Genomic DNA, 12,544 nt, shown 5'->3' with positions numbered 1-12,544 from the left:
ACCGACCGACCGGGTGCCGGGAGGGGTGGACGGTGTCCGATCAGAACCAGTGGCCGAAGCCGGGCGGGTCCGACGGCGCAGCCGACGGGCAGCAGCACGACGGGCAGTCGCGCGACGAGCAGCCGCACGGTGGGCAGCCGTCGCAGGGCACCCCGTACGGGCAGGCCGCGCAGGGTGGCTCGTACGGGCAGCAGCCGCAGGGCACCCCGAACGCACAGCCGTCGCAGGGCAGCCCGTACGCACAGTCGTCGCAGGGCAGCCCGTACGGACAGCCGTCGCAGGGCGGCCCCTCCGCGCAGCCGGGCCAGGGCGCTCCGTACGGTCAGCAGCAGGGCAACCCGTACGCCGCCAGCGGTCCCCAGCACAACCCGTACGCGCCGCAGCAGGGGCACAACCCCTACGCCACCCCGTACGCCACGGGCGGGTACCAGCCCTACGCGCAGCGTCCGAAGACGAACACCCTGGCGATCCTGTCGATCGTCTTCGCCTTCGCCGGCATCATCATCTGGCCGATCGTCATCCTCACGAGCCCGGCCGGCGCGATCATGGGGCACATCGCCCTCGGCAAGATCAAGCAGAGCGGCGAGGGAGGGCGCGGGCTGGCCCTCGCGGGTGTCATCGGCGGATGGGTCATGACCGGTCTCTGGATCCTCATCGTGGGACTCGTCGTGATCCTCGGCATCGCAGCGGGCAGCTCCGGCGGCTACTCCGACCCGTACGACTACGACCCGGGCGCCTTCATCGGCTGACCAATCGGCGACAGCGACAGGACCCCGCGGACAATCCGCGGGGTCCTGTCGTCCGTCCGGAGGAGTCGCGGGGACCGCGCGGACGGTTGCGCGCCCCGATCGCTAGCCGGCCAGCTCGGTGAGCCGCTCGCACAGGACCGCGGTGTGCCGTCCCTCCAGACGGGTGAGCACGAGCGTGACCGATCGCCGCCCCCGTAGCCGCAGCCGCTTCCGGAACTGCGCCGGGTCGACGTCGACCCCGCGCTTCTTGATCTCCACCGTGCCGACGTCCTCCGCCGCCAGGCGGGCCGCGAGCTGCTTGACGTCGAGCGGCATGGTGTCGAGCACCCGGAACCCCTGCGCGAACGGTGTCGTCAGCGCGCGGTCGGACGTGACGTACGCGATCCCCTCGGACAGCATGCGCCCGTCCATCGAGCGCACCAGGTCACCGATGAGGCGGGCGCGGATGACGGCCCCGTCGGGCTCGTAGAGGTACGCGCCGATCGGCCCGACCTCGACGTCCTCGGCGTCGGCCGCCCCGGTCAGCTCGGCGATCCCGTGCGCGCCGATGACCGTCGCCGCGCGACGGACCCCCTCGCGGGCGAGCGGTCCGGACCACAGGACGAGCTCGACGACCTCGCGGTCGACGGACACCCACTGGGCCTCGAGCGTGTCCGGGATGAGGTCGCGGTCGATGCCGGGCCCGAGCTTCACGCCCGTCGGGGTCGTCGTCGCCGCGGCGAACACCGTGTCGAGCGAGGGCGACCAGTCGTCCGGGTCCGCCAGGCGCTTCGTGTTCGCGTGCCCGGCCGTCCGCCGTGCCGGGTCCATCCACACGCCGTCGACGCGGGACAGGTCGAACGTCGCCGCGTCGCCGAGCTCCACGCGGGCGTTCGGCCAGAGCGCGAGGTTGTGCGTCGCGACCGCCGCGGTCACCTCGTCGCGGTCGACGGCGGTCACGTCGAGGTCGAGTGCGGCCATCGCCATGGCGTCGCCTCCGATCCCGCAGCCGAGGTCGGCGACCCGTCGGAGCCCCGCTGCCGCGAAGCGTCCGGCGTGCTGCGCGGCGACCTGCAGCCGGGTGGCCTGCTCGAGCCCGGCCTCGGTGAAGAGCATCCGCGCGGCGAAGTCCCCGAACTTCGCGCGGGCCTTCTGCCGCAGCTTCGCCTGGGTGAGCACGGCGGCGACGAGCCCGGGATCGTGGCCCTCGGAGCGCAGCCGGGAGACCACCCGGACGATCTCGCCCCCGTCCGAGACGCCGGGGGTACGGTCGAGCAGGGCCATCCCCTCGGGGGTCAGCAACTGGGCGAGGTCGGCGGCTTCCACCCGACGATCCTCCCAGGTCGCCGTGGACCCCGACACGTGCTGGCACTCGGATTGACCGAGTGCCAGACTGTCCCTAGAGTTGGCGTTGGCACTCTCCTGTGCGTAGTGCCAACCGGTTCCCATCTGTACCGAGTCAGTACCGAGAAAGAAGAGGTCACCGTGGCCGTCACCATCAAGCCGCTCGAGGATCGCATCGTCATCCGCCAGGTCGAGGCGGAGCAGACCACCGCTTCCGGTCTCGTCATCCCGGACACCGCGAAGGAAAAGCCCCAGGAGGGCGAGGTCGTCGCCGTGGGCCCGGGTCGCATCGACGACAACGGCAACCGCGTCCCGCTCGACGTCGCCGTCGGCGACAAGGTCATCTACTCGAAGTACGGCGGCACCGAGGTGAAGTACTCCGGTGAGGACCTGCTCGTCCTCTCGGCGCGCGACGTCCTCGCGGTCATCGAGCACTGAGACCAGTACTCCTCGACGAACGCCCCGTCCGGCCCGCAGCCGGCGGGGCGTTCGTGCGTCCGGGGTCCGCGACGGCACCGGTCACTCGTTCGGCGCGTGGGTCGGCCTGGAGGCTCGGTGCCCGCCCGCAGCGTCGGCCCGGGTTCCTAGGATGGTTCCGTGACTGAACCGACGCCGGCCCGTCCGGCACGCAGCGAGGCTTCCGTCGGCGTCGTGCAGGCGATCGTTGCGTACGGGCTCTGGGGCCTCATGCCCCTGCTCTTCGCGGCGATGGCCCCCGCCGGCGCGTTCGAGATCGTCGCCTGGCGGATCGTCTTCGGCCTGGTCTTCTGCGCGGTGGCGATCCTCGTCACGCGCTCCTGGCTCCGCACCCGTTCCCTCATCGCCCAGCGCCGGGTGATGCTCGTGATGGGGCTCGCGGCCGTGCTCATCCTGGTGAACTGGACCGTGTACGTCGCCGCCACGACGACGGGCCACACGGTCGAGGCCGCGCTCGGCTACTTCATCAACCCGCTCGTCACGATCGCGCTCGGCGTCGTCGTGCTCCGCGAGCGGCTCCGGGCGGCGCAGTGGGCGGCGGTCGGCATCAGCGTCGTCGCGGTCGTGGTCATCGCGGTCGGCTACGGGCAGGTGCCGTGGATCTCGCTCGCCCTGGCGTTCTCGTTCGGCCTGTACGGGCTCGTGAAGAAGCGCGTCGGCGGCACCGTGGACGCGCTGAGCGGGCTCACGATCGAGACCGTCTGGCTGCTGCCGATCGCCGTCGGGGCACTCGTCGTGCTCGGGGTCACGGGCCTCGGCGGCGGGGTGACCTTCACGAGCGAGGGGTGGCCGCACGCCCTGGTCACCGTGCTCACCGGGCCCGCGACCGCCGTCCCGCTGCTGCTCTTCGCGTCGTCGGCCCGGCGGGTGTCGCTGTCGACGCTCGGGCTGACCCAGTACCTGGCGCCGGTGATGCAGCTGCTCGTCGGGGTCGTCGTGCAGCACGAGGCGATGCCGCCCGCGCGGTGGGTCGGGTTCGGGATCGTCTGGGTCGCGCTCGTGGTCCTGACGGTCGACAGCTTCGCCGCGTCCCGTGCCGCGCGGCGTCGGACGCTCCCGTCCACGGCAGCCGAGCCGGCCTGACGAGGGCGGGCCGCGCCTCCCGTCCGGCTCGCCGACTGGTACGCGAAAGCGACAGTCCCCCACCGAAGTTCGGCGGGGGACTGTCGCTTTCGCGGAGGTGTTACTTCGAGACCGAGCCCTGGATGGCGCTCTGGTACGCGGGCTTGTTGTCGCCGTCGAACTTGTAGATGCCGATGTAGGCGCTCGACGGGTCGTTCTTGCTGTCGAACGGACCGATGCCGGACGGGCCGGTGTACTGGATGTCCTCACCCTTGTCGAGCAGGTCCTTGCACGCCTTGAACGTCTCGCACTTGGTGCCGCCGTCCGCACCGGACACCGCGGCCATGTTGGCCTGGATGGTGCCCGAGTCGGTGCCCTTGCCCTTCACCGCGGCCAGCGCGGCGAGGGTCGTGGCATCGTAGGACTCCGCCGCGTACGAGTAGTCGGCGAGCTCCTTGCCCGACGACTGCTTGTAGAAGTCGGACAGGCGCTGCTTCAGCTCGTCCTTCGGGCTCGCACCGGGGATGGTGCCCTGCGCGCCCTCGAGCGTGCCCGGGTCGAAGTCCTTCGAGTAGTCCGCGGTGTTGCCGTCGGACATGTAGATCTTCGACATGTCGGCGTTCTGCGACTTGAGCTCGGGGATGATCGACTTCGTCTCGTCGAAGGCGAGCACCACGATGGCGTCCGGCTTCGCCGCGAGGGCAGCCGTCACCTCGGACGAGAACGTCGTCTGTCCGGGCGGGAACTCCTGGCCCTTGCCCTTGCCGCCGTAGACGACCTGGCCGCCCGAGTCCTCGATCGCCTTCTGCACGGTGTCGCGGAGACCCGTGCCGTAGGTGTCGTTGAATACCAGGAACGCGACCTTGGCGTTGCCGTCACCCGTGACGAGCTGACCGAGGGCCGAACCCTGCACCGAGTCCGGCGGAGCGGTCCGGAAGTAGTGCGAGGAGTAGCCGGACAGGTCGGTCGCGGTGTTCGCCGGCGAGATCTGCACGATGCAGTTGCTCGTCAGCTGGTCGATGACGTTCAGCGTGACGCTGGACGACTCGGCGCCGATCACGACCGGCACCTTGGCGTTGACGAGCTTCGTCGCGGCCGAGCTCGACACGGTCATGTCGTTGCTGTCACCCGAGTCGGTCGCGGGGTCGATGCTGACGTCCTTGTCGAGCACGCCACCGGCCGAGTTGATGTCCTCGACCGCGAGGCCGACGCCGGACTCGGCGGGCGGGTTGAGGTACGACAGCGTGCCCGTGAGCGGGAGGATCGTGCCGATCTTCAGCGCGTCGGTGCCCGGGGTGTCGGGGGCCTTGCAGCTCGCCGCCGGGTCCTTCTTCGCGCCGCCGGCGGAGGCGGAGGAGGTGGATTCGGCGCTGCCGCTGGTGGAACACGCGGCGAGGAGGAGCGCTGCCGCTCCCGCCACTGCCAGTGCCGTGGTGGCACGGGTGGTTCTGGTCATCCGTGGAGCCCTTTCTCTGCGCGGAGGCCCAACCGCATCGGGTCGAGCGCGGTCTCCTCCACGTGGGTTGCCGAGAAAACTAGGGCCGAAGTGTTTCGCCTGTGTGTCCGAGATCGGCACCTGGACGTTTCGTTACACACCCGTGACGAAACTGAGGGGGCGCACGGGAACCCCTGATGAGGAGTCCGTCCGGACGGTCGTCGGGCTCGCCGGGACTCGCACAGGCGGACCGTGAGGGGCTGGAGCGCTCCCGCGTGGTGCTCGTCCAGGCCGTTCTGTGCAGGGGGCGCGGACCCGGGGGAGCGCAGCGGCAGCCGCGCGTACGGTCCGGCTCATGAGCGAAGAAGCTTCCACGACCACGTTCCGTCCGACCCGCGCGATCGTCACCGGGGCCGAGTCCGGCATCGGCAAGGCCACCGCGGTGGCGCTCGCCGCCGCGGGGATGGACGTCGGCATCACCTACCTGTCCGAGCCCGAGCGTGCGGAGGAGACGGCCGCCGAGATCCGGCAGGCCGGGCGGCAGGCCTTCGTCGAGCAGATCGACGTGACGCAGCTCGACCAGGCCGGCGCCGTGATCGACCGGCTCGTCGGACAGCTCGGCGGCGTCGACGTGATCGTCGCGGATGCCGGCACGGGCGACAACGCACCGTTCCTCGACATCACGCTCGACCAGTGGCGCCACACGGTCGCGACCGACCTCGACGGAGCGTTCGTCACCCTCCAGGCGGCTGCGCGGCACATGGTGCGGCAGGGCACCGGTGGACGGATCATCGGCATCACCAGCGTCCACGAGCACCAGCCCCGGTACGGGTCGAGCGCGTACGACGCGGCGAAGCACGGACTCGGCGGACTGCTCAAGACGGTCGCGATCGAGCTCGCGGAGCACGGCATCACCGCCAACGCCGTGGCGCCGGGGGAGATCGCGACCCGCATGACCGGAGCCGAGGACGAGGACCCGCACACGATCTCCCGCCCGGGGGTGCCCCTCGGCCGACCGGGCAACGCGTGGGAGATCGCCGCGGCGGTGGCGTTCCTGGCCTCACCCGCGTCGTCGTACATCACCGGGGTGTCCCTGCCCGTCGACGGCGGGATGCTCCAGATGGGCCCGCACGGCGGCAGCCACATCACGTCCGACGACTGGCGGAGCGCCTAGGCCGCGGGCGGCGGCTTTCGCTGCCGAGTCGCCGCCGCCGTCGCCGTCGGCCCGAGACGCCGCCGTCGGCTCGAGACGCCCCGAAAGCGGCGAGACGCCCCCGAAGCTTCGAGACGCCGCCGGATTCGGCGGTCTCGACGCAACGGAGGCGTCTCGCGGACGGGGCGTGCGGAAGGCGCGGAGACCGGGCGGGTCAGCCGCGGTAGTTCGGCGCCTCGACGACCATCTTGATGTCGTGCGGGTGCGACTCCTTCAGCCCGGCCGCGGTGATGCGGACGAACTTGCCGCGGGCCTTGAGCTCCGGGACCGTGCGGCCACCGACGTAGAACATCGACTGCCGCAGCCCGCCGACGAGCTGGTACACGGCGTTCGCGACCGAGCCGCGGTAGGGCACCTGGCCCTCGATGCCCTCGGGGATGAGCTTCTCGTCCGAGGGGACGTCGGCCTGGAAGTAGCGGTCCTTCGAGTAGGAGGTCTTCTCGCCACGGGTCTGCAGTGCGCCGAGGGAGCCCATCCCGCGGTACGCCTTGTACTGCTTCCCGCCGACGAAGACCAGGTCGCCCGGGGACTCGTCGGTGCCCGCGAGGAGGGACCCGAGCATGACGGTGTCCGCACCGGCGACCAGGGCCTTCGCGATGTCGCCCGAGTACTGCAGGCCGCCGTCGGCGATGACGGGCACACCGGCCTCACGCGCGGCGAGCGATGCCTCGTACACGGCGGTCACCTGCGGGACGCCGACACCGGCGACGACGCGCGTGGTGCAGATCGACCCCGGGCCGACACCGACCTTGACGGCGTCCACACCGGCGTCGACGAGCGCCTGCGCACCCTGGCGGGTGGCGACGTTGCCGCCGATGACGTCGATGCCGGCGAACGACGGGTCTGCCTTGAGGCGGCGGACCATGTCGAGCACGCCCTCGCTCTCGCCGTTCGCGGTGTCGACGACGAGCACGTCGACGCCCGCGTCGCGCAGGGCCTCGGCACGCTGCCAGGCGTCGCCGAAGAAGCCGATGGCGGCGCCGACGCGCAGGCGGCCCTCGTCGTCCTTCGTGGCGTCCGGGTACTTCTCGCTCTTGTCGAAGTCCTTGACGGTGATGAGCCCGCGGAGCTTGCCGTCGGCGTCGACCAGTGGGAGCTTCTCGATCTTGTGCTGCGCGAAGATCGCGACGGCTTCCTCGGGGTCGATGCCCTCGCGCGCGGTCACGAGCGGTGCCTTGGTCATGACGTCGCGCACGAGCGTGGTCGCCATCTCGAACGGGGCGACGAAGCGCATGTCCCGGTTCGTGATGATGCCGACCAGGGTGCCGTCCGACTCGACGACCGGCAGGCCGGAGACGCGGAACTGCCCGCAGACGGCGTCGACGTCGGCGACGGTGGCGTCCGGGGTGGTCGTGACCGGGTTCGTGATCATGCCCGACTCGGAGCGCTTGACCTTGTCGACGTAGGCGGCCTGGTCCTCGATCGACATGTTGCGGTGCAGGATGCCGATGCCGCCCTGGCGGGCCATGGCGATCGCCATCCGGGCCTCGGTCACGGTGTCCATCGCCGCGGACAGCAGCGGGACGTGCACCTCGATGTTCTTGGTGAGCCGGGACGTCGTGGACGCCTCGCTCGGGATGACGTCGGTGTGCCCCGGCAGGAGCATGACGTCGTCGTACGTGAGTCCGATGAATCCGAACGGATCCGGCTGGTCCATGGGTCCCCTTCGTGGGCGAGGTGAAGTGGTGGCACCGGGGCACGTCGTCGGGTTCCCGATGGGCCATGGTAACGCGCGCGACACGCGCGCCATTCCGGCGTCCCCCGACGTCGGGACCTGGGCGGATGCTGACAGTCACTCCCGATGACGTTCCTGAGCGTCCTGTACCGGCCGGACGGGCGGATCCATGCGGATCGGCCGGGTGTCGGTCACGAAAGCAGCACGATTTGTGCAGGAGACGTGATGGAAACACGGGGGACACAAAAAATGCCTAGGGTCTCGACATCCGAACGAGAGGCTCATCCGTGGGTTCCATCACTCCGCCGGGGTCAGCGCTCATGCGCCGATTCCGCCGTGGGGCACCAGGTCGCAACCGCCTGGTCCTCGCCGCAGTACTCTTCCTCGCTTTCCTCGCCACCTTCGCGGTCGACTGGGCAGTGTCGCCCTCGGCCCAGGCGGCGACGAGCAGTCCCTCCGCCAGCAGCAGCCCGTCCGAGGCCACCGGTCCGTGCGTGGTCAGCCCGACGAACGGCTGCATCCGCGGCACGATCCTCGACTCCGAGCGGAAGCCCGCCGCGGGGATCGACGTCGACGTCGCCGGAGCCGGCGGCTTCGAGCAGACGGCCACCACCGACGACACCGGTCGCTGGTCCGTCTCGGTCACCACGGCCGGGCAGTACACCGTCAGCGTCGACCAGGACTCGCTGCCGAAGGGGCAGTACCTGACCAACGCCGCCGACGCCGAGCGCAAGGTGAACGCGACGCTGAACGCCAACGTCGGCCAGATCTTCCAGCTGTCCGACCAGCAGGGCGCCACCACCGCCGACGACTCGAGCAGCGTCAGCGCCGCACGCGCTTGGCAGCAGCTCGCGTCCGGCATCCGGCTCGGGCTCCTCATCGCCCTCGCCTCGGTCGGCCTGTCGCTCATCTACGGCACCACCGGCCTGTCGAGCTTCTCGCACGGCGAGCAGGTGACCCTCGGCGGTCTCCTCGCCTACGTCTTCGCGAACCAGCTCGGGTGGAACATCTGGGTGACCGGCATCGTCGTCACGCTGCTGTGTGCGGCGACCGGGTACCTGCAGGACGCCGCGATCTGGCGGCCACTGCGACGGCGTCGGATCAGCCTCACCCAGCTCATGATCGTCACGATCGGTCTGTCGATCGCCGCGCAGTACGCCTTCCAGTACTTCTTCGGCGCCTCGACCGTCCGCATCCAGCAGGGCAACCCCGAGACGGTGACCTTCGCCGGGCTCACGCTGACCGTGCAGTCCTACGTCGCCATGGCCATCGCGCTCGTGGTGCTCGTCGGTACCGGCCTGTTCCTCGCCAAGACCCGCTTCGGCCGTGCCACCCGCGCCGTGTCGGACAACCCGGCGCTCGCCGCGGCGTCCGGCATCGACGTCGACCGGGTCATCCGCTTCGTGTGGACGCTCGCCGCCGGCCTCGCTGGCCTCTCCGGCGTCATGCTCGGCCTGGTGCTCAACGGCGTGAACTGGCAGACCGGTCTCCAGCTGCTGCTGCTCATGTTCGCGTCCGTGACGCTCGGCGGTCTCGGCACCGCGTACGGCGCCCTCGTCGGCTCGATGATCATCGGCATCGTCGTCGAGCTCACGAACCTCGTGCTGCCGGGTGACTTCAAGTACGCCACGGCCCTCGTGATCCTCATCCTCATCCTGCTGTTCCGGCCGCAGGGCATCTTCGGTCGCGCCGAGCGCATCGGCTAAGGGAGCACCGACATGGACTACATCCTGAACCTGCTGTCCTCGCTGACGCAGGAGGCCCTCGCCCCCACCACGGCGGCGTTCGCCCTGGCCGCGATCGGCCTCAACGTGCACTTCGGTCTGACCGGACTGATCAACATGGGCCAGGCAGCGTTCCTGCTGCTCGGTGCCTACGGCTTCGCGATCTCGATCACGAACGGCCTGCCCTTCGTCATGGCGGTGCTCGTCGCCCTGGCGGTCGCGATCGTCTTCGCGGTCATCCTCGGCATCCCGACCCTGCGGTTGCGCGGGGACTACCTGGCGATCGTGACGATCTCCGGTGCCGAGATCATCCGCATGGTCGGCCGCTCCAGCCTGCTGACGACCACCACGGGAGGCTCGAACGGCATCGCCGGGTCGGCCTACCGCGACCCGTTCAACGCCCTCAGCCCGCTGCCCGACGGCACCACGAGCATCCTGTGGTTCACCTACTCGAACAACGGGGTCAACGGCTGGTGGATCCGCATCGCCGCCTGGGGTCTCGTGGCGCTCTTCACCCTCGTGCTCTTCCTGCTCATGCGCAGCCCGTGGGGTCGCGTGGTGAAGGCGATCCGCGAGGACGAGGACGCCGTGCGCTCCCTCGGCAAGAACGTCTACTCGTACAAGATGCAGGCGCTCGTCTTCGGTGGTGCGCTCGGTGCGCTCGCCGGGGTCATCTACGTGCTGCCGAGTTCCGTGCAGCCCGACGCCATGGGCCGCTCGATGACGTTCTTCATCTGGACCGCGCTGATCCTCGGCGGCGCAGCGACCGTGTTCGGCCCGGTGCTCGGAGCGATCCTGTTCTTCGTCGTGCGGCTCTTCGTCCGCACCCTCGCCGGGGACTTCATCCCCGACTCGATCATGAACGCGCAGCAGGCGGAGCAGTTCTCCTACGTGCTCGTCGGCGTCGCGCTCATGCTCCTCATCGTGTTCCGGCCACAGGGACTCCTGGGCAACAAGAAGGAGCTGTCGTTCAGTGTCTGAGACCTACACCCACACGAAGTCCGACCCGATCCTGACCGTCGACGGCGTCACCCGGCACTTCGGCGGCATGACCGCGGTCGACGTCGACCACCTCGAGGTGCAGCGCGGCACCATCACCGCGCTCATCGGTCCGAACGGCGCCGGCAAGACGACGTTCTTCAACCTGCTGACCGGCTTCGACAAGCCGAGCCCCGGTGCGACGACCCGCTTCAACGGCGACACGCTGCAGAAGACGAGTGCGACGCACATCGCGAACAAGGGCATGGTCCGCACGTTCCAGCTGACGAAGGCGCTGAGCCGCCTCACCGTGATGCAGAACATGCTGCTCGGTGCCCGCGACCAGCCGGGCGAGAACTTCTTCGTCGGCCTGGTCCCGGCGCTCTGGCGGAAGCGCGAGCGCGAGATCACCGCGAAGGCCGAGGACCTGCTCGCGCGCTTCAAGCTCCTCGAGAAGAAGGACGACTACGCCGGTTCGCTCTCGGGCGGTCAGCGGAAGCTCCTCGAGATGGCCCGTGCGCTCATGTCCGACCCGACGATGATCATGCTCGACGAGCCGATGGCCGGTGTGAACCCCGCGCTCACCCAGTCACTGCTCGGGCACATCCAGTCCCTGCGCGACGACGGCATGACCGTGCTCTTCGTCGAGCACGACATGCACATGGTCCGGCACATCTCGGACTGGGTCGTCGTGATGGCCGAGGGCAAGGTCGTTGCCGAGGGCCCGGCCGACACGGTGATGGACGACCGCGCCGTCATCGACGCGTACCTCGGTGCGCACCACGACACCGACCTGGGCGACGACTCGCTCCTCACCGAGGAGACCTACGAGGAGCTGGCCGAAGAGGTTGCGGAAGAAGAAGCGGCGGACGACCACCGCAAGCAGGACGAGCAGGAGGCGACCCGATGACCGACGCAACGAACGCAGCGGAGTCGAGTCGCGCCTCCGGTCCGGCGACGAGCGCGACGACGGCCACCGTCGAGCCCGTCCTCACCGCGAAGAACCTGGTCGCCGGGTACCTGCCCGGCGTGAACATCCTCAACGGCTGCGACCTCGACTGCTACCCGGGCGAGCTCATCGGCATCATCGGCCCGAACGGCGCCGGCAAGTCGACGCTCCTCAAGGCGCTGTTCGGCCTGGTCTCGATCCGCGAGGGCTCGGTGTCCCTGCAGGGCGAGGACATCACGAACCTCAAGGCGAACAAGCTCGTGCAGGCCGGCGTCGGCTTCGTGCCGCAGACGAACAACGTGTTCCCCTCGCTCTCGATCGAGGAGAACCTGCAGATGGGCCTGTACCTGCGCCCGAAGAAGTTCGCCGAGCGGCTCGAGGTCATCTACGACCTGTTCCCGGTGCTCGGGCAGCGGCGCAACCAGCGCGCCGGCTCCCTGTCCGGTGGTGAGCGGCAGTCGGTGGCGATGGCCCGCGCGCTGATGATGGACCCGAAGGTGCTGCTGCTCGACGAGCCCTCCGCGGGGCTGTCGCCGGTGCGACAGGACGAGACCTTCATCCGCACGCGCCGGATCAACAAGGCCGGGGTGTCGATCATCATGGTCGAGCAGAACGCGCGACGCTGTCTGCAGATCTGCGATCGTGGGTACGTGCTCGACCAGGGGAGGAACGCGTACTCGGGCACCGGGCGTGAGCTCGCCGACGACCCGAAGGTCATCGAGCTCTACCTGGGGACGCTCGCCAAGGACGTCGACTCCGCTCGCTGAGCGAGGTCGGCCCGCGGGTACTGCTGTGGGGGTGGTACCCGCACCCCGACGGGGCCGCGCAGGCTGCTGATGCGCCGCGCGGCCCCGTCCTCACGCCGGAGAGCGGCGCGGTCGTCGCGCCGAGACGCCGGCGTCTCGCGTCGCGCGCGCACCCGCCCCGGCCGGGAGGCACGACCCACCCCCGCCCGTCGA

Annotated in this window: 11 protein-coding genes; 8 read left to right on the top strand and 3 right to left on the bottom strand. The window is 70.1% G+C overall.

The window, feature by feature from the left end; all coding sequences use genetic code 11:
* Positions 1 to 32: 32 nt before the first annotated feature.
* A complete protein-coding gene (locus DEJ22_RS14420; RefSeq protein ID WP_181430842.1) occupies positions 33 to 749 on the top strand; it encodes a DUF4190 domain-containing protein in 717 nt (238 codons plus the stop codon).
* 102 nt (positions 750 to 851) lie between these two features.
* On the opposite strand, the gene DEJ22_RS14415 is transcribed toward DEJ22_RS14420, so the two are convergent.
* Positions 852 to 2,054: a class I SAM-dependent methyltransferase gene (locus DEJ22_RS14415; protein ID WP_111227428.1), complete on the bottom strand. Its 1,203-nt coding sequence runs from the start codon at positions 2,052 to 2,054 to the stop codon at positions 852 to 854.
* 159 nt (positions 2,055 to 2,213) lie between these two features.
* Here DEJ22_RS14415 and groES point away from each other — a divergent pair, with 159 nt between their 5' ends.
* Both groES and rarD read left to right on the top strand, forming a co-directional pair.
* The gene (gene groES, locus DEJ22_RS14410; protein ID WP_056121496.1) at positions 2,214 to 2,510 is read left to right on the top strand and encodes a co-chaperone GroES; all 297 of its coding nucleotides are present in this window, start codon (positions 2,214 to 2,216) and stop codon (positions 2,508 to 2,510) included.
* A 159-nt stretch (positions 2,511 to 2,669) separates the two neighbouring features.
* The gene (gene rarD / locus DEJ22_RS14405; RefSeq protein ID WP_111227429.1) at positions 2,670 to 3,632 is read left to right on the top strand and encodes an EamA family transporter RarD; all 963 of its coding nucleotides are present in this window, start codon (positions 2,670 to 2,672) and stop codon (positions 3,630 to 3,632) included.
* A 100-nt stretch (positions 3,633 to 3,732) separates the two neighbouring features.
* Here the strand turns inward: rarD and DEJ22_RS14400 are convergent, their stop codons facing one another.
* Positions 3,733 to 5,067 carry an ABC transporter substrate-binding protein gene (locus DEJ22_RS14400; protein ID WP_111227430.1) on the bottom strand — a complete coding sequence of 445 codons (1,335 nt, stop codon included), beginning with the start codon at positions 5,065 to 5,067 and terminating at the stop codon, positions 3,733 to 3,735.
* Positions 5,068 to 5,401: 334 nt separating this feature from the next.
* Here DEJ22_RS14400 and DEJ22_RS14395 point away from each other — a divergent pair, with 334 nt between their 5' ends.
* The gene (locus DEJ22_RS14395) at positions 5,402 to 6,220 is read left to right on the top strand and encodes an SDR family oxidoreductase (RefSeq protein ID WP_111227431.1); all 819 of its coding nucleotides are present in this window, start codon (positions 5,402 to 5,404) and stop codon (positions 6,218 to 6,220) included.
* Positions 6,221 to 6,413: 193 nt separating this feature from the next.
* Here DEJ22_RS14395 and guaB read toward each other — a convergent pair whose 3' ends face one another.
* Positions 6,414 to 7,916, bottom strand: coding sequence for an IMP dehydrogenase (guaB, locus tag DEJ22_RS14390; protein ID WP_111227432.1), 1,503 nt, complete (start codon positions 7,914 to 7,916; stop codon positions 6,414 to 6,416).
* Between the two features lie 305 nt (positions 7,917 to 8,221).
* On the opposite strand from guaB, the gene DEJ22_RS14385 reads away from it, so the two are divergent.
* From DEJ22_RS14385 to DEJ22_RS14370, 4 genes are read left to right on the top strand one after another with little or no spacing between them, the layout of a single operon-like run.
* Entirely contained in the window at positions 8,222 to 9,640 is a 1,419-nt protein-coding gene (locus tag DEJ22_RS14385) for a branched-chain amino acid ABC transporter permease (RefSeq protein ID WP_258379638.1), read from the top strand.
* Positions 9,641 to 9,652: 12 nt separating this feature from the next.
* Positions 9,653 to 10,639, top strand: a complete 987-nt coding sequence (locus DEJ22_RS14380) for a branched-chain amino acid ABC transporter permease (RefSeq protein ID WP_058727582.1) — start codon at positions 9,653 to 9,655, stop codon at positions 10,637 to 10,639.
* On the top strand, positions 10,632 to 11,546 hold the full coding sequence (locus DEJ22_RS14375) for an ABC transporter ATP-binding protein (protein WP_111227434.1): 915 nt from the start codon (positions 10,632 to 10,634) through the stop codon (positions 11,544 to 11,546). The genes DEJ22_RS14380 and DEJ22_RS14375 overlap by 8 nt, the downstream gene beginning before the upstream one ends.
* Positions 11,543 to 12,352, top strand: a complete 810-nt coding sequence (locus DEJ22_RS14370) for an ABC transporter ATP-binding protein (RefSeq protein WP_111227435.1) — start codon at positions 11,543 to 11,545, stop codon at positions 12,350 to 12,352. Before DEJ22_RS14375 ends, DEJ22_RS14370 begins: the two co-directional genes overlap by 4 nt.
* The last annotated feature ends 192 nt before the right edge of the window (positions 12,353 to 12,544 follow it).

The organism is Curtobacterium sp. MCSS17_007, from assembly GCF_003234175.2.
Classification (GTDB): domain Bacteria; phylum Actinomycetota; class Actinomycetes; order Actinomycetales; family Microbacteriaceae; genus Curtobacterium.
Note: the sequence above shows the minus strand (reverse complement) of the source record. Positions and strands in the feature narration are given on the sequence as shown.

Bases quoted from the DNA above. Each gene is read 5' to 3' on its own strand.
- guaB (WP_111227432.1), bottom strand. From the start codon at position 7,916: ATGGACCAGCCGGATCCGTTCGGATTCATCGGACTCACGTACGACGAC.
- DEJ22_RS14395 (WP_111227431.1), top strand. From the start codon at position 5,402: ATGAGCGAAGAAGCTTCCACGACCACGTTCCGTCCGACCCGCGCGATC.
- DEJ22_RS14370 (WP_111227435.1), top strand. From the start codon at position 11,543: ATGACCGACGCAACGAACGCAGCGGAGTCGAGTCGCGCCTCCGGTCCG.
- DEJ22_RS14380 (WP_058727582.1), top strand. From the start codon at position 9,653: ATGGACTACATCCTGAACCTGCTGTCCTCGCTGACGCAGGAGGCCCTC.
- DEJ22_RS14400 (WP_111227430.1), bottom strand. From the start codon at position 5,067: ATGACCAGAACCACCCGTGCCACCACGGCACTGGCAGTGGCGGGAGCG.